This window comes from Coprococcus sp. AM97-35 (assembly GCF_027697525.1).
GTDB lineage: Bacteria > Bacillota > Clostridia > Lachnospirales > Lachnospiraceae > Allocoprococcus > Allocoprococcus comes.
Genome location: NZ_JAQESL010000040.1, coordinates 1 through 17,273, shown reverse-complemented (window position 1 = coordinate 17,273; position 17,273 = coordinate 1). Strand labels below are relative to the sequence as shown.

Genomic DNA, 17,273 nt, shown 5'->3' with positions numbered 1-17,273 from the left:
TTCGAATCCACCTCCGCCCATTGCATATTTAGAAAAAATGTGCTATAATGAGATATCATCGCGGGATGGAGCAGTCTGGTAGCTCGTCGGGCTCATAACCCGAAGGTCGTAGGTTCAAATCCTGCTCCCGCAACTCACACATTAGTGTGTATGCCCAGATAGCTCAGTCGGTAGAGCAGAGGACTGAAAATCCTCGTGTCACTGGTTCGATTCCGGTTCTGGGCACTGTCTTCGAAAGAAGGCAAGCTGTATAACAGATGGAGCATTAGCTCAGGTGGTAGAGCACTTGACTTTTAATCAAGTTGTCCGGGGTTCGAATCCCCGATGCTTCATGATTTAGAAGATGTAAATCCTGTATAAATTGGGTTTACATCTTTTTTCGTTTTATAGAAAATTTAATATGCACCAAGTAAATTTTTGCTAGTAAAATAGAATGATACCAGGGTTAAAAGGTCAGAAAGCCGATGCAAGCTTGCCTGCAAGAGGATTTTTGATCTCTTGACTCCAACATCATAGAATTTGATAAGAGGGAGCAGGATATGAAATCAGCAGCAGAATTAGAAAAAAATTTGATGAGTATCAATCGAAGAAGCTATCCAGCTTACAAAGATTTGAGAGGAAGCTATCAGTTTCAGGGATACCAGCTCAATATTGATCATGTACAAGGAGATCCATTTGCTTCTCCGTCAAAGCTGAGTATTCAGGTGAAGAAAATCCAGGCGAGATTTCCAGAAGAATATTATAAAGAAGAACACAGAAGAATTGCGCTTCAGGATTATCTGACAAGACAATTCGGAAAAGCTGTTTCCAAATTTATTTTCCAGGCAAAGGGTTCCGGGAAAAGTGGATTGATTGGGATAAGCCGTTGTGGACAGGAGGTTCTGGACAGGACTGCATTTGAAATTAAGGATGGAGATCTTCTGGTACGGTTTGAAGTTGGATTTCCGGCAAATGGACGGACAATCAATGCATTTGAACTGAGGAAGATTTTGTTTGAGTATCTTCCGGAAATAGCTGACAGATCTTTATATTATAAGAACCTGAATCAGCAGGAAGTGAAAAAGTGTATAGAACTTGCGGAAGATCAACATTATATAAGAAGAGAACTGACAAAGCGGAGACTTATTGCATTTGTGGCAAATGGTTCTATACTGCCAAGAGAAAGCGGTGTATCACAGAAGCCTATGAAAGGTGCAATTGCTTTTGAAGCACCGGAAAGTATGGAAGTAGAGATGGAACTTCCACACCGGGGTAAAATAAAAGGAATGGGAATCCCGGAAGGAATTACTTTGATCGTGGGTGGAGGATATCATGGGAAATCAACACTTCTGAAGGCACTTGAACAGGGAATTTACAATCACGTCGCCGGAGATGGAAGAGAATACGTGATTACTTCGGATACTGCGATGAAGATCCGGGCCGAGGACGGAAGATGTGTATCCCATATCAATATTTCACCGTTTATCAATGATCTGCCGAATAAGAAAGATACAGTAAATTTTTCCACAGAGGATGCCAGTGGTTCGACTTCGCAGGCTGCAAATGTGGTAGAAGCGGTACAGTCAGGTGCAAAATGTCTTTTGATCGATGAAGACACCTGTGCGACGAACTTTATGGTCAGGGATGAGCTGATGCAGGCTGTTGTATCCGGCGAACAGGAACCGATTACACCATTTACTCTTCAGGCAGGTAACCTGTATCAAAAGCAGGCAATTTCTATTATTCTGGTGGCCGGAAGTTCTGGATCTTATTTTTACATTGCTGATCATGTGCTGCAGATGGATAATTACCGAACGTACGATATCACAGAAAAAGTGAAAACGGTGATTGGTGAAAAAAGTGAGACCGGAGAGAAAAAGGTTCCGGTTGATGTAGCTGTCTTATTTGATAAAGATCATCACAGAAGCTTAAAGGCCGGAAAAATGGAAAAGAAGAGAGATCAGGTGAAGATAAAACAGTTTGGTAAAGATTCATTTTCTATTGGAAGAGAAAATGTGGATCTGAAATATGTAGAACAAATCCTGGATGCAGAACAGACAACGGCATTAGCGTACTGCCTAGAGAATCTGCTGGAAGAAATGGAACGGAAGGAACAGGATGTTGATCTTTGCGTGGAAAAGCTCTGGAGTCAGATTAAGAAGCAGGGTCTGGCATCCCTTTGCAAAGGAAGTTATCTTTCTGTATCAATGGCACAGATCCGTAAACAGGATATTTACGCATGCCTGAACAGATATCGGGGATTTATCGGATAAGATTAAAGAATTTGGAGGAGAAGATCCGTGAGGAGATGGAAGAAAATTTTAAGTGCATCGCTGGTGGCAGTGATGGTTGGAAGTCTTGGAATGACCGCATTTGCAGAAGATACGTCAGCAAATGAACCAATTGATACAACGGTCAGCAATTATAATCTGACAGAGGAAGAAACTTCCGGAAAAAATCAAGAAGAAATTAAAGCCCTGCAGCAGCAGAAAATCGATGAAGTAACACAGCAGGCATATGATATGAAGATTGCCAGCAATGAGCTGGAGAACTGGCCGGAAGGACCGGCTACTTACGGAGAGGCTGGAATTGTCATGGAGGCAAAAAGCGGTGCGATCCTTTATGCGAAAAACATTGACGGAAAGGCTTATCCTGCCAGTATTACAAAGATTTTAACGGCACTTGTCGCATTGGAAAACGGCAATCTTGATGACAAGATCACGATTACACAGAATAGTGTGGATTGTGTAGCAGAGGGGGATGCTTATATCGGAATGATCGCGGGGGAGGAAATTTCTTTAAATGATGCGCTTCACGCACTTCTGATGGCATCTGCAAATGAAGTTGCTTATGCGATTGCTGAAAATGTGGGGGGTTTAGGATATGATGGCTTTATTGCAAAGATGAATGAACGCGCAAAAGAGCTGGGAGCAGTAAATTCTGATTTTGAAAATCCGAATGGGCTGAATGCGCAGAACCATTATACGACGGCACGTGATATGGCACTTATTACGCAGGAACTGCTTGAAAATCATGAAGAATTCAAGACGATTGCCCAGACACAGCAGTATACGATCGGTGCAACCAATCTGGTAAATCAGGCGAGAACCTTTCAGCAGAGTGATCTGATGTTTTACGAGGGAAACGACTATTATTATCCAAAGACAATAGCCGGAAAAACCGGTTATACGGATGAAGCACTCAACACGTTGGTATCTTGTGCAGCAGATGATAATCTGGAGCTGATCAGTGTTGTCTTGAAGACACATGGGAAAAATGTATACCCAGACTCCGTCAATTTACTGGAGTATGGATTTAATAATTTCGCAAAATATACGATTGCGGATTATGAAGACTCCGCAGATTTTAAAGAAATTGATCCGAATGCATATGTTGTACTTCCGGAAAATGTAAATTTCCAAAGCCTGGATTACGAAATTACGCAGGATGACACGAACAGCAGCACCGGAACAGTAACTTATACTTATCAGGGCAACCCGGTCGGAAAAGCAGCTGTGACATTAAGTGATGAATATCTGCAGAAGGATAACACAGAAAATGAAGCACAGGTGTCCGGCGATAAGTCAGACAGTGAAACACAAAAGCAGGCTCAGAGTACAATACCACGAGAGGTAATCCTTGTAATCTGTGTGATTGCAGCAGTACTCATTCTTATTATTGTATGGAGGGCTGTTCTGAAACACTTGAGAAAGAAGAAAGTGGAAACAAACAGAAAGCGCAGAAGAGAAGTTGACAAAGATTAACGTCTGGTCAGTCAAATATAAGGAAAGAATCACGAAATCCCGCAGAACCCCTTGACGAAGCAAGGGGTTCTTTATTATAATAACCTAGAAATGGTGAAAAAAGATCAAAAGACATTGACGAAGACAGTAAGGTTTATTTGAAAGGTAAAGCGAACCGGAGATGGTGGAAGACCGGTGCAAGTAGGGTAAATCTGAACATCACTTCCGAGTTGCAGTAACTGAAAGCAATCTGGCGAGTAAGTTCTGACGGTTATTTCCCCCGTTACAGGAAACTCATATGCTGGTATGCAGTAACAGGTGGTTAACGATGTACAGACTTTCGTCCTTTTACGGGTGAAAGTCTTTTTTAATTTTGCAGGAAATTCCAAATACTTCCTGCAAAATTAAGGGCACTACGTGCCGGGGCACATTTTTCTATATACCAAAAATGCATACAAAGTCATTGATTCAGAAAGGAGCTTATCATGGCTAAGTACAAAAAAGTGGATACAGACCTGAAGTTTGTAGACAGAGAAAAAGAAGTTGAAAAATTCTGGAATGAAGAAGATATTTTCAAGAAAAGTATGGAGAACCGTAAAGAAGGAGAAACTTATACTTTCTACGATGGACCTCCGACAGCAAATGGAAAACCGCATATCGGACACGTTCTTACCCGTGTAATCAAAGATATGATCCCGAGATACCGTACAATGAAGGGCTACATGGTTCCGCGTAAGGCAGGATGGGATACTCACGGACTGCCGGTAGAGCTGGAAGTAGAAAAGCTGCTCGGTCTTGACGGAAAAGATCAGATTGAAAAATATGGTGTAGAACCATTTATCAATAAATGTAAAGAAAGTGTCTGGAAATACAAAGGAATGTGGGAAGATTTCTCTTCTACAGTAGGTTTCTGGGCAGATATGGAAAATCCATATGTTACTTATGATAATAACTTTATCGAGTCTGAATGGTGGGCTCTGAAGAAAATCTGGGATAAGGGACTCCTTTACAAAGGATTTAAGATCGTTCCGTATTGTCCACGTTGTGGAACACCACTTTCAGCACAGGAAGTTGCACAGGGATATAAGGACGTCAAAGAACGTTCTGCTATCGTTCGTTTCAAAGTGAAAGACGAAGATGCATACATCCTTGCATGGACAACCACACCTTGGACTCTTCCGTCTAATATCGCACTCTGCGTAAACCCGGAAGAAGATTACGCAAAAGTAAAATGTGCAGACGGATATACTTATTATATGGCATGCGCTCTGCTTGACACCATTCTTGGGAAATTTGCAGAAGAAGACAAACCGGCATACGAAGTTCTGGAAACCTACAAAGGAAAAGATCTGGAATACAAAGAATATGAACCGCTTTACCAGTGTGCATATGACTGTGCAGCAAAACAGAATAAGAAAGCATTCTTTGTTACCTGTGATGACTATGTAACCCTGACAGATGGTACTGGTGTTGTTCATCTGGCACCGGCATTTGGTGAAGATGATGCGAAAGTAGGACGTAAATATGACCTTCCATTCGTACAGCTCGTTGACGAAAAAGGTGATATGGGTGAGACCACTCCATTTGCAGGACTTTTTGTAAAGAAAGCAGATCCGGAAGTACTCAAAGACCTGGATGGGCGTGGACTTCTCTTCGATGCTCCGAAGTTTGAACATAGTTATCCGCATTGCTGGAGATGTGATACTCCACTGATCTACTATGCAAGAGAATCATGGTTCATCAAGATGACAGAAGTTAAAGATGACCTGATCGCAAATAATAATACTATCAACTGGATCCCGGAAAGCATTGGTAAAGGACGTTTTGGCGACTGGCTTGAAAATGTCCAGGACTGGGGTATCAGCCGTAACCGTTACTGGGGAACTCCACTGAATATCTGGGAATGCGAATGCGGATGCCAGCACTCAATCGGAAGCATTGAAGAACTGAAATCCATGTCAGACAACTGCCCGGATGATATCGAGCTTCACCGTCCATATATTGACGATGTAACAATCAAGTGTCCGAAGTGTGGAAAACAGATGCACCGTGTACCGGAAGTTATCGACTGCTGGTTCGACAGCGGATCCATGCCGTTTGCACAGCATCACTATCCATTTGAAAATAAAGAAGTATTTGAACAGCAGTTCCCGGCTCAGTTCATTTCTGAAGCCGTTGACCAGACAAGAGGATGGTTCTATTCTCTGTTGGCAATTTCAACCCTGATTTTCAACAAAGCACCATACCAGAACGTAATCGTTCTCGGACATGTACAGGATGAAAATGGTCAGAAGATGAGTAAATCCAAAGGAAATGCGGTTGATCCGTTTGATGCTCTGGAGACATACGGTGCAGATGCGATCCGCTGGTATTTCTATGTAAACAGTGCACCGTGGCTGCCGAACCGTTTCCATGGAAAAGCGGTTATGGAAGGACAGAGAAAGTTCATGGGAACACTCTGGAACACCTATGCATTCTTCGTATTGTATGCTAATATTGATGATTTTGATGCAACAAAATATGCACTTGAATATGACAAATTATCTGTAATGGATAAATGGCTCTTATCAAAACTGAATACACTGATCAAGACAGTAGATAATCATCTTGCAAATTACCAGATTCCGGAAGCTGCAAGAGCACTTCAGGACTTCGTAGATGATATGAGTAACTGGTATGTAAGACGAAGCCGCGAACGTTTCTGGGCAAAAGGAATGGAACAGGATAAGATCAATGCTTACATGACTCTTTATACAGCACTCGTTACTGTATCAAAGGTTGCAGCACCGATGATCCCGTTCATGACCGAAGAAATTTATCAGAACCTGGTAAGAAGCGTAGATGAAAGCGCTCCGGAAAGTATCCACCTTTGTGATTATCCGGTTGCAAATGAAGCTTATATCGATAAGACTCTGGAAGAGAACATGGATGAAGTTCTGAAGATCGTTGTAATGGGACGTGCATGCCGTAATACAGCCAACATCAAGAACCGTCAGCCGATCGGAAAGATGTTCGTAAAAGGTGCTTCCGATCTGCCGGAGTTCTATCAGGATATCGTGACAGATGAGCTGAATGTAAAAGAAATCGAACTTACAGATGATGTTCGTGCATTTACTTCTTATACATTTAAACCACAATTAAAGACAGTTGGACCAAAATATGGTAAACTGTTAGGTGGAATCAAAAATGAACTCAGCAATCTGGACGGAAATGCTGCTATGGACGAACTGAATGCGACAGGTGTTCTGAAGCTTCAGGTAAATGGACAGGAAATTGAACTTACAAAAGAAGACCTTCTGATCGACATGGCACAGATGGAAGGATATGTATCTGAGAGTGACTATGGTATCACCGTTGTACTGGATACAAACCTGACAGAAGAACTTCTGACAGAAGGATTTGTACGTGAGATCATCAGTAAGATCCAGACTATGCGTAAGGAAGCCGGATTTGAAGTTATGGACAAGATCAAGGTAACTTACGACGGAAGCGAAAAAGCAGAAAAAGTATTTGCAGAGTATGCAGAGCAGATCGGACAGGAGACACTTGCGGTAGCAGTTGAAAAGGCTGAACCTGCAGGCTATGTGAAAGACTGGAAGATCAACGGTGAAGCTGTAAATATGGGTGTAGAAAAGCAGGGAGAATAATCCCTGCCGCTGCGCAAAATGAGAAGGGAATATAAGCATGTACAGTAAAAGATTTGAAAAAGAAACTTTTAAAAATGATGTGAAAGAAAATGTGCGGACATTGTATCGTAAAGAGATTGAAGAAGCAACTCCGCAGCAGATTTTCCAGGCAGTATCTTATGCAGTAAAAGAAGCAATCGTAGATGACTGGCTTGCGACACAGAAAACATACGAAAAAGAAGATCCAAAGACCGTATATTATATGTCAATGGAATTTCTTATGGGACGTGCACTTGGCAACAACCTGATCAACATGACTGCATATAAAGAAGTAAAAGAAGCCCTTGATGAGATGGGCATTGATCTGAATGTGGTAGAAGATCAGGAACCGGATGCAGCACTTGGTAATGGTGGTCTTGGACGTCTTGCAGCTTGCTTCCTGGATTCACTTGCATCTCTTGGATACGCAGCTTACGGCTGTGGAATCCGTTACCGCTACGGTATGTTCAAACAGAAGATCAAAGATGGCTATCAGGTAGAAGTACCGGATAACTGGCTCAAAGATGGCAATCCGTTTGAAATCCGTCGTGACGAGTATGCAAAGGAAGTCCGTTTTGGTGGTACCATTCGTGTACAGTATAATGAACAGACCAAGAAAGAAGATTTCATCCAGGAAAATTACGAATCCGTACTTGCTATTCCATATGATATGCCGATCGTAGGATATGGCAACCACGTAGTCAATACACTGCGTATCTGGGATGCACAGGCAATCACAGACTTTAAACTGGATGCATTTGACAGAGGAGAATACCATAAAGCGATCGAGCAGGAAAACCTTGCAAAAACGATCGTCGAGGTTCTTTATCCAAATGACAACCACTATGCAGGAAAAGAGCTTCGTCTGAAACAGCAGTATTTCTTTGTATCTGCCAGTCTTCAGGTTATGCTTGATAAATATAAAAAGAAACACAAAGATGTGCGCAAACTGTATGAAAAAGTTACGATCCAGATGAACGATACTCACCCGACTGTAGCAGTTGCAGAGTTGATGCGTCTGCTCATTGACCAGGAAGGTCTTGGATGGGATGAAGCATGGGAAGTAACAACAAAGACGGTTGCTTACACCAACCATACGATCATGTCAGAAGCACTTGAAAAATGGCCGATCGACCTGTTCTCAAGACTGCTTCCGCGTGTATACCAGATTGTACAGGAAATTAACCGCCGTTTTGTAGAACAGGTTCGCCGTATGTATCCGGGCAATGAAGATAAAGTCCGTAAGATGGCTATCCTGATGGACGGTCAGGTAAGAATGGCACATATGGCTATTATTGCAGGCTACTCCGTAAATGGTGTTGCAAGACTTCATACAGAGATTCTGAAACATCAGGAATTAAAAGATTTCTACGAAATGATGCCGGAGAAATTCAACAACAAGACCAATGGTATCACACAGAGAAGATTCCTTCTTCATGGAAACCCGCTGCTTGCAGACTGGGTAACAGACCACATTGGAGACGGCTGGATCACAGATCTGTCCCAGATGTCAAAATTAAAACCGCTTGCAGATGATCCGAAGGCAAGAGCAGAATTTATGGATATCAAATACAAGAACAAAGAACGTCTTGCAAAATATATTCTGGAACACAATGGAGTAGAGATCGATCCGAGATCTATTTATGATGTACAGGTTAAGCGTCTTCATGAATATAAGAGACAGCTTCTTAATATTCTGCATGTAATGTATCTGTACAACCAGATCAAAGAACATCCGGAGATGTCCTTCTATCCGAGAACATTTATCTTTGGTGCAAAAGCTTCCGCAGGATATGTCCGTGCAAAAGAGATCATCAAACTGATCAACTCTGTAGCAGATGTGGTAAATAATGACCTGAGCATCAATGGAAAGCTGAAAGTCGTATTTATCGAAGATTACCGCGTATCCAACGCAGAATGGATCTTCGCTGCAGCAGATGTCAGCGAACAGATTTCTACCGCTTCCAAAGAAGCTTCCGGAACAGGTAACATGAAGTTCATGCTGAACGGTGCACCGACACTTGGAACTATGGATGGAGCCAATGTAGAGATCGTAGAAGAAGTTGGAATTGAAAATGCATTTATTTTCGGCCTCAGTTCTGACGAAGTTATCAACTATGAGAATAATGGCGGATATAACCCGCAGGAGATCTACTTCAATGACTGGGATATTAAGAGAGTCGTTGACCAGTTGATGGATGGAACTTATTCACATGGTGACCATGAGATGTTCCGCGACCTGTATAATTCACTTCTGAATACACAGGGTGGAGACAGACCGGACAGATACTTTATCCTGAAAGACTTCCGCTCTTATGCAGAAGCACAGAAGAAAGTGGAAGAAGCTTACAAAGATCCGGATCGTTGGGCTAAGATGGCACTTCTGAATACAGCAAGCTGTGGTAAATTTACTTCAGACAGAACCATTCAGGAATATGTTGATAATATCTGGAAACTGGATTATGTTACAGTTAAACCAGAAGCATAATCAGTCAAAACCTCTCATACAGTGGTATGGGAGGTTTTATTATGCGAAAATACTTCAGACAGGCAGGCTATTTTGCTGCCATTCTTATATTACTTCCGTATGTGGTTACGATTCTGCTGAATGGCAGAAGCAGTTTGGCGCAGGACAATGGGACGAGCCCGTATGTGACCGTAAAAAGTGACGAAAAGAACAGAAAAATTTCACTGGATGAATATGGGATCGGGATTCTGGCGAAAGAAATTGAGGGAGATGCGGAGGAGGAAGCGTTAAAGGCACAGGCAGTGTTGATCCGGACCAGCATTTACAAAAGCATCCAGGATGAGGGCACCAGCACTGTCCTGACGAAGGAATACTGGACCAGGCAGCAGATGGAGAGCAACTGGGGAGCAGATCATTATGGAGAATATTATGAGAAGATGAAAGCTGCGTGGGATGAGACGAGGGGACAGGTTCTGATGTATGACGGAAAGCTGATTCTGACCCCGTATCACCGGTTAAGCAACGGAAAAACAAGGTCTGGAAATGAAGTGTTTGGTTCGGAAGAGTATCCGTATCTTCAGAGTAGGGAATGTCCCGAAGATGTGGAGGCAAAAGAGGAGATGACCGTGTCCATGATCCAGGGAAGCGACATGGAAGTGACAGGAACAGACAGTGCCGGGTATGTGACAGCAGTCCGTTGTGGCAGTGAAACAGTAAATGGTGAAGAATTCCGGAGAACCTACCATCTTGCCTCGTCATGTTTTGCGCTTCAGGATTATGACGGGCAGACAAGGGTTACGGCGAAGGGAATCGGGCACGGTCTTGGGATGAGCCAGTACACGGCAGAGAAGATGGCAGAGGAAGGGAAAACCTGTGAAGAAATCCTGCAATATTTTTTCACTGATGTCAGTCTGGAAGAGGTCACGGATATTGTGATCGAAAAAAACGAAAAGGGAGAATAAGTTGGTCATTTTCTGGCAAAAATATTGTCAGAGGTGATAAAATATGAATAAAAAGCAGCAGTCCTCTAATAAGAGGAGAAAAAGAGCGTCGATCGGTCTTGCGGTCTGCTTTGCCGCTGCTATTGTGCTTACAGGAGCCTATACATGGAGAAATTACCGGGCAAATGTGAAGGATGAGCAGGCAAAGATCGAGGAAGAACAGCAGGCGAAAGAGGAAGAAATCAAAAGAAATACGGAAGAGACAAGCAGTATTGCAAAGAAAGCGCTGGAAGATGAAGAGCCTGTGACAAAAGAGGACAGCCAGGCTGCAAATACGGCAGCAGATGGAAGTACAGAGAACCGGATGGATACATGGGAGACGGACAGCACGCAGACCGCAGGAACGGCAATGAACCTGAATTTCGGGGAAGACAGCCAGCTTCTGTGGCCGGTGGACGGCAATGTGCTGATGAGCTACAGTATGGATAAAACCGTATATTTTTCTACATTGGACCAGTACCGATATAATCCGGCGATGATCATATCCGGTGCGGTGAACGATAACGTGATTGCAGCAGCACCAGGTATTGTCAAATCCATTGATACCTTTGCACAGACGGGAATCACGGTGACCCTGGATATGGGGAATGGCTACGAGTGCATGTACGGACAGCTCAAGGAAGTGCAGGTGAAAGTCGGTGATTATCTGGAAGCGGGAAATGTGATCGGATATCTGGAGATTCCGACCAAGTATTACAGTCTGGAAGGCTGCAATCTGTATTTCGAGATGTTAAAAGATGGTCAGCCGGTCAATCCGATGGACTATCTGGCTGAAGAATAAGAGCAGAAGAAAGGAAGAGGGGCTTTTTAGTCCCTCTTTGAAGCGATGAATTATACATATATTTTAAAATGCAAGGATGAAACATTATACACCGGGTGGACGAATGATATTGAGAAGCGTCTGGAAGCGCATAATGCCGGGAAAGGCGCAAAATACACCAGATCCCGGAGACCGGTAGAGCTGGTGTATCTGGAACAGTTTGAGACGAAGGAAGAGGCGATGCGGCGGGAGTATGCGATCAAGCATATGACGCGGAGGGCGAAGCTTGGACTGGTGATGAACTATAAAGAGACGGGGCAGTAAGGCATGAAACAGGAGAAGCAGATTAGCTTCTCCTGTCGGCATTTTGTGCAGAATAAAAAATTACTTTCGCAGCTTTAGTGGGGCGAGATTTCTGGATTTTTCGAGGATGCAAGGTTTACAATAAAGAATACATTACAACAAAGTGGCATGCACTTCCGCCCATCACGAAGAGGTGGAAGATTTCGTGGCTGCCGAAATTCTTATGCTTACTGTTGAAAATCGGAAGCTTCAGTGCATAGATCACACCGCCGATTGTGTAAATGATTCCGCCGGCGAGAAGCCATCCGAATTCTGTACGTGTCAGATTGTTGAGGATCTGACTGAATGCGAGGACACAGATCCATCCCATACTAATGTAGAGGACGGAGGATACCCATTTCGGGCAGAATACCCAGAACCCTTTAATAATAATTCCGGTGATTGCAATACCCCATACAAGTGCGAGCATGATAAGTCCGGTTCTGCGTTCCAGTACCAGCAGGCAGATCGGTGTGTAGCTTCCGGCGATCAGTACGAAGATCATCATATGGTCGATCTTTTTCAGGATCGTGTTGACACGTTCGGAAAGATCAAAGGTATGATAGGTTGTGCTTGCGGCGTATAAAAGAATCAGGCTGACTGCATAGATTGCAAGCGAGATCAGGTAAATCCGGCTCGGTTCGTGGGCTGCTTTTATTAAAAGTGGAAATGCGGCAAAAATTGCCATCAGCATGCCGATAAAATGTGTGATTGCACTTCCTGGATCTTTAATATGTTTCTTTTTCATCATAAATCCCTCCTTAGAGATGAATAATTAAAACCATTACACGTAGTAATCAATACTACATTAAGTATATGAGTATATTATACCGTTTATGCATAAAATGCAAGTGAAAATTGACTTTTTAAAAATTATTTGTTAGAATATAACGCGAATGTTACGATGCTCTTTACTTGTATTGTCACCAAGTAAGGAGTTTTTTATTGTGCATTGCGACGGATAAGGAAGTTGGCGCAAGCGACCGCCGCAGGCGCGAGAATGCGCCCTGGCAGATTTTATATGATGGAGTTTAAGGTCATATTTGTAATTGGTAATGTATTTAATAGAAAGGATAATGGATGGAAACAGTTAGATTTGAAGAAATGGGACTTTCGGAAGAGATTCAGAAAGCAGTAAGATACATGGGATTTGAGGAGGCTTCACCGATTCAGGCAAAGGCAATTCCGGCAATGATTAGCGGGATCGATTTGATCGGGCAGGCACAGACCGGAACCGGTAAGACCGCAGCATTCGGAATCCCGATTCTGGAAAAGGTAGACCCGAAGCTGAAAAAGCTGCAAGCGATCGTTCTCTGCCCGACCAGAGAGCTTGCAATCCAGGTGGCAGACGAGATCCGCAACCTGTCCAGATATATGCATGGAATTAAGGTTCTGCCGATTTACGGAGGACAGGATATCGTAAAGCAGATCCGTTCCTTAAAGAGTGGAACACAGATCGTCATAGGAACTCCGGGGCGTGTGATGGACCACATGCGCAGAAAGACGATGAAGCTGGATTTTGTACACACGGTTGTGCTTGATGAAGCGGATGAAATGCTGAATATGGGATTCCGTGAGGATATCGAATTTGTATTAAGTGGTGTTCCTGAGGAGCGCCAGACCGTGCTTTTCTCAGCAACCATGCCGAAGCCGATCATGGAGATTACGAAGAAATTCCAGAATAACGCAAAAGTGATCAAAGTTACAAAAAAGGAACTGACTGTTCCGAATATTGAGCAGTATTATTATGATGTAAAGCCGAAGAAGAAAGAGGAAGTTCTTTCCAGACTTCTTGATATTTATTCACCAAGGCTTTCGGTTGTATTCTGTAATACGAAGAAGCAGGTGGATCTTCTGGTAAATGCACTTCTCGGACGCGGATATTTTGCAGCAGGACTTCACGGGGATATGAAGCAGGAACAGAGAGACCGCGTGATGCAGGGCTTTCGGACCGGTAAGACAGAGATCCTGGTAGCAACGGATGTGGCGGCCCGTGGAATTGATGTAGATGAAGTGGAAGCAGTATTTAATTATGATCTCCCGCAGGATGATGAATATTATGTACACCGTATCGGGCGTACCGGACGCGCAGGACGCGAAGGAAGAGCATTTTCTTTCGTATCAGGAAAAGAAGTTTACAAACTGAAAGAGATCCAGAGATACTGCAAGACGAAGATCTATGCACAGAAAGTTCCGTCACTGAATGACGTTGCGAATACTAAGATGGAAAATATTCTGGATGATGTGGAGCGTGTGATCGAGCAGGAAGATCTGGACATGATGATCAATGCCATCGAAGAACGTGTCAATAATTCTGAATTTACAGCAATGGATATGGCGGCTGCATTTTTAAAGATCTGCTGTGGAATGACAGAGGATAACAAAAATACAGAGGAAAATGACTGGGAATTTGGAGATACCGGTGCAGGTGAGGACGGAATGGTACGTCTGTTCATCAATATTGGAAAGAAGCAGAGAGTACGTCCGGGAGATATTCTTGGTGCAATCGCCGGGGAAAGCGGAATGGATGGAAAGCTGATCGGAACGATTGATATGTATGATAAGTATACATTTGTTGAGGTGCCGAGGGAATATGCCCGTGAGGTACTGAATGCGATGAAGAATGTGAAAATTAAAGGGAAGACGGTGGCTGTGGAGCCGGCGAACCAGAAATAGGAGGTCGAGCCAGCTCGAATGCGCTGCGCTACTTCTCGCTGCAGGCTGTCGCCTAATAGGGATAAATAGAAGAGCCCCTGGAAGAATGAATAAATTCGATCTTCCAGGGGCTCTTCTATTTATCCCTGCTCGGCTTGTAGCTTAGCCAAAGTAGCGTTTGAGTAATCCTTCGAATGCTTTTCCGTGTCTTGCTTCGTCTCTTGCCATTTCATGAACTGTGTCATGGATCGCATCGAGGTTTGCAGCTTTTGCACGTTTTGCAAGGTCAAATTTGCCTGCTGTTGCACCGTGTTCTGCTTCTACTCTCATTTCAAGGTTCTTCTTTGTGCTGTCTGTTACAACTTCGCCAAGAAGTTCTGCGAATTTAGCAGCGTGTTCTGCTTCTTCGTGAGCAGCTTTTTCCCAGTAAAGTCCGATTTCCGGATAGCCTTCTCTGTGAGCTACTCTTGCCATTGCAAGATACATTCCTACTTCTGAACATTCACCTTCAAAGTTTGCTCTGAGGTCGGCAAGGATGTCTTCGCTTACGCCTTTAGCTACTCCAACTACATGCTCTGCAGCCCATTCTCTTTCGCCTTCTTTTACTTCTGTGAACTTGTCAGCGCCTACGCCACATACTGGACATTTCTCCGGTGCTGCTTCGCCTTCGTATACATAACCACATACTGTACAAACAAATTTCTTCATAATAATAATCTCCTTTTCTTTTTTTGATAGTATATTTGATTTCTTTTAGTTAGCAATATTAGTAACTGTTACTGATATTAAGATAACATATACATCCTTCTTTGTCAACTATAATTGATAAGTTTTTTCAAAATTTCTGAATTTATACCACATAGTCAGGACTTTCTTAAACAATCACCGCAGATACCGTAGAAAAGCATGGTGTGTGATTCAATCTGACCGTCGAAACTTTCGGATGCGAGATGGTTGATCTTATCCATGTGATCAAAATCCATATCAATCATTCGCTTGCAGCACTTGCAATAGAAATGATAATGCGGATTGGTACGTGCATCAAAACGATCGCCGCCATCGGGTGTTGTAATTTTAATTGCCTCGCCTATGTCGGCAAGCAGATTTAAATTGCGGTAAACGGTTCCGAGACTGATATTTGGAAATTCTTCTTTGATATGCATATATACAGTATCTGCTGTTGGATGTGTTGTAACAGAGGAAAGATAATCCTTAATTGCCTCACGCTGTCTGCTGTATTTTAAACTTGCCATTGATGTCACCTCCTACAAATAGATAATAATAATAATTACTAAAATCATATTATAATAATATTCTTATAATGTCAATAAAAAATTGTATATTGAATAAAAGAATAAAAAATGGAAATACTGTTAAACGAGATGTAATAATTTGTAACAAATATGACGAAAAAACAAAGTGTATAAAGAACGGTGTAGAACTGTGTACTACGAAATAACTGAGGAAAACTTGACAATGTGAAATTTGATTGATATAATATCACCGTAACAAATGTAACAATTCTGTAATATTTACAAAAGATAAGAATACATGAAGGAGGGAGATTTATGCATTCAAATCTAAAAAAAGGATTGTTCCTGGTTACTTTTCTGGGGATGACAGTATCTCCGGGAATTTCGGTTATGGCAGCAGATGGAGACACCGCAGAAGTTGCAAAGATGCCGGGCGTAGGGATAGAAGCGGTATTGAATGATCTTTATTCTCAGAACAGGGAGATTAAAGCTGAGGATTATCTGGTACCGGAAAATAAGGGTGAGTATTTAGATATGGCATTTGCCAATGTAACAAGTTTTCTGTATGTCAGAAGCGAACCGACGAAGGAAAGTGAATATGTCGGAAAGCTGTATCCGGGATACGCGGCGAAGATCACAGGTCCTGTGGGAGAATGGACGGCAGTTGAATCGGGAGATGTCACCGGATATGTAAAAACAGAATATATACTGACAGGAGCAGAGGCGCAGACGTATGCGGAGAATCTGGTAGCGGAAGCGCAGCAGGAAGGAAAAGAAGAAGCAGAAGCATTTAACTATGCAGTGTCCAGGGAATCCGAAGAAGCGCAGATGACGCAGGAAGTCCAGGAAAATGTACAGCAGACGGAGACTACCGAAGTTTCCGCACAACCGGCGTCAAATGGACAGGCGATCGTTGATTATGCATGCCAGTTCATTGGGAATCCGTATGTCTGGGGCGGCACAAGTCTGACAGATGGGGCAGACTGTTCCGGATTTGTACAATCAGTATTTGCGCATTTTGGAATCAGTCTTCCACGGACAACGTATGACCAGATTAATGCAGGCGTGGAGGTAAGCTATGATCAGGCGATGCCGGGAGATCTGATCTGTTATGATGGCCACATAGGAATTTATATTGGGAACGGTCAGATCGTCAATGCACAGAACCCGGAACAGGGAATCGGGATTTCACCGGCGACTTATACGACAATTCTTTCAGTAAGAAGAATCGTGTAAAAGACTGGAAACACCAGTGAAAGCAGGCATTTGAAAAATGTGAAAATGCTGAATATTCGTGGGTTATCCACATTGTCCACATAAAAACATACGTTTTTTGTGGAAAACGGGGGAAAATATTTTACAAAAGCAAAGAAACCTTAATATCCGTGAACTGCTTCCCGTCAAGTAG

12 protein-coding genes and 3 tRNA genes are annotated in these 17,273 nt (G+C 43.0%); 12 read left to right on the top strand and 3 right to left on the bottom strand.

Annotated elements, in window-relative coordinates; translation table 11 throughout:
* Positions 1-59 precede the first annotated feature (59 nt).
* The 10 genes from PG840_RS15780 (at position 60) to PG840_RS15735 (ending at position 11,939) form a co-directional block, all read left to right on the top strand.
* Positions 60-133, top strand: a tRNA-Met gene (locus PG840_RS15780).
* A 19-nt stretch (positions 134-152) separates the two neighbouring features.
* A tRNA-Phe gene (locus PG840_RS15775) sits at positions 153-225 on the top strand.
* Positions 226-259: 34 nt separating this feature from the next.
* Positions 260-332 (top strand) — tRNA-Lys (locus PG840_RS15770).
* Positions 333-539: 207 nt separating this feature from the next.
* Complete coding sequence (locus PG840_RS15765; protein ID WP_270613860.1) at positions 540-2,252, top strand: ABC-ATPase domain-containing protein; 1,713 nt, start codon at positions 540-542, stop codon at positions 2,250-2,252.
* A 27-nt stretch (positions 2,253-2,279) separates the two neighbouring features.
* Positions 2,280-3,743, top strand: coding sequence for a D-alanyl-D-alanine carboxypeptidase family protein (locus PG840_RS15760; protein WP_195255469.1), 1,464 nt, complete (start codon positions 2,280-2,282; stop codon positions 3,741-3,743).
* A 464-nt stretch (positions 3,744-4,207) separates the two neighbouring features.
* Positions 4,208-7,369, top strand: coding sequence for an isoleucine--tRNA ligase (ileS, locus tag PG840_RS15755; protein ID WP_270613859.1), 3,162 nt, complete (start codon positions 4,208-4,210; stop codon positions 7,367-7,369).
* Positions 7,370-7,406: 37 nt separating this feature from the next.
* Positions 7,407-9,875: a glycogen/starch/alpha-glucan phosphorylase gene (locus PG840_RS15750; RefSeq protein WP_008375560.1), complete on the top strand. Its 2,469-nt coding sequence runs from the start codon at positions 7,407-7,409 to the stop codon at positions 9,873-9,875.
* A 41-nt stretch (positions 9,876-9,916) separates the two neighbouring features.
* A complete protein-coding gene (locus PG840_RS15745) occupies positions 9,917-10,816 on the top strand; it encodes a SpoIID/LytB domain-containing protein (RefSeq protein WP_118219794.1) in 900 nt (299 codons plus the stop codon).
* Between the two features lie 43 nt (positions 10,817-10,859).
* The gene (locus PG840_RS15740) at positions 10,860-11,636 is read left to right on the top strand and encodes a M23 family metallopeptidase (RefSeq protein ID WP_173826497.1); all 777 of its coding nucleotides are present in this window, start codon (positions 10,860-10,862) and stop codon (positions 11,634-11,636) included.
* Between the two features lie 45 nt (positions 11,637-11,681).
* A complete protein-coding gene (locus PG840_RS15735; RefSeq protein ID WP_173689179.1) occupies positions 11,682-11,939 on the top strand; it encodes a GIY-YIG nuclease family protein in 258 nt (85 codons plus the stop codon).
* 115 nt (positions 11,940-12,054) lie between these two features.
* On the opposite strand, the gene trhA is transcribed toward PG840_RS15735, so the two are convergent.
* On the bottom strand, positions 12,055-12,708 hold the full coding sequence (gene trhA / locus PG840_RS15730; RefSeq protein ID WP_117824587.1) for a PAQR family membrane homeostasis protein TrhA: 654 nt from the start codon (positions 12,706-12,708) through the stop codon (positions 12,055-12,057).
* A gap of 329 nt (positions 12,709-13,037) precedes the next feature.
* Between trhA and PG840_RS15725 the strand changes: the two genes are divergently transcribed.
* A complete protein-coding gene (locus PG840_RS15725; protein WP_055262176.1) occupies positions 13,038-14,633 on the top strand; it encodes a DEAD/DEAH box helicase in 1,596 nt (531 codons plus the stop codon).
* A gap of 141 nt (positions 14,634-14,774) precedes the next feature.
* On the opposite strand, the gene PG840_RS15720 is transcribed toward PG840_RS15725, so the two are convergent.
* Positions 14,775-15,320: an NADH peroxidase gene (locus PG840_RS15720; RefSeq protein ID WP_008375550.1), complete on the bottom strand. Its 546-nt coding sequence runs from the start codon at positions 15,318-15,320 to the stop codon at positions 14,775-14,777.
* 155 nt (positions 15,321-15,475) lie between these two features.
* Complete coding sequence (locus tag PG840_RS15715) at positions 15,476-15,865, bottom strand: Fur family transcriptional regulator (RefSeq protein WP_117559496.1); 390 nt, start codon at positions 15,863-15,865, stop codon at positions 15,476-15,478.
* Between the two features lie 315 nt (positions 15,866-16,180).
* On the opposite strand from PG840_RS15715, the gene PG840_RS15710 reads away from it, so the two are divergent.
* Positions 16,181-17,101 (top strand): C40 family peptidase, encoded by a 921-nt coding sequence (locus PG840_RS15710; RefSeq protein WP_270613858.1) that lies wholly within the window; start codon positions 16,181-16,183, stop codon positions 17,099-17,101.
* Positions 17,102-17,273 lie beyond the last annotated feature (172 nt).

Coding starts and splice junctions, on each gene's coding strand:
- PG840_RS15710 (WP_270613858.1), top strand. CDS start 16,181: ATGCATTCAAATCTAAAAAAAGGATTGTTCCTGGTTACTTTTCTGGGG.
- PG840_RS15715 (WP_117559496.1), bottom strand. CDS start 15,865: ATGGCAAGTTTAAAATACAGCAGACAGCGTGAGGCAATTAAGGATTAT.
- trhA (WP_117824587.1), bottom strand. CDS start 12,708: ATGATGAAAAAGAAACATATTAAAGATCCAGGAAGTGCAATCACACAT.
- ileS (WP_270613859.1), top strand. CDS start 4,208: ATGGCTAAGTACAAAAAAGTGGATACAGACCTGAAGTTTGTAGACAGA.
- PG840_RS15750 (WP_008375560.1), top strand. CDS start 7,407: ATGTACAGTAAAAGATTTGAAAAAGAAACTTTTAAAAATGATGTGAAA.
- PG840_RS15740 (WP_173826497.1), top strand. CDS start 10,860: ATGAATAAAAAGCAGCAGTCCTCTAATAAGAGGAGAAAAAGAGCGTCG.
- PG840_RS15720 (WP_008375550.1), bottom strand. CDS start 15,320: ATGAAGAAATTTGTTTGTACAGTATGTGGTTATGTATACGAAGGCGAA.
- PG840_RS15725 (WP_055262176.1), top strand. CDS start 13,038: ATGGAAACAGTTAGATTTGAAGAAATGGGACTTTCGGAAGAGATTCAG.
- PG840_RS15735 (WP_173689179.1), top strand. CDS start 11,682: ATGAATTATACATATATTTTAAAATGCAAGGATGAAACATTATACACC.
- PG840_RS15765 (WP_270613860.1), top strand. CDS start 540: ATGAAATCAGCAGCAGAATTAGAAAAAAATTTGATGAGTATCAATCGA.
- PG840_RS15745 (WP_118219794.1), top strand. CDS start 9,917: ATGCGAAAATACTTCAGACAGGCAGGCTATTTTGCTGCCATTCTTATA.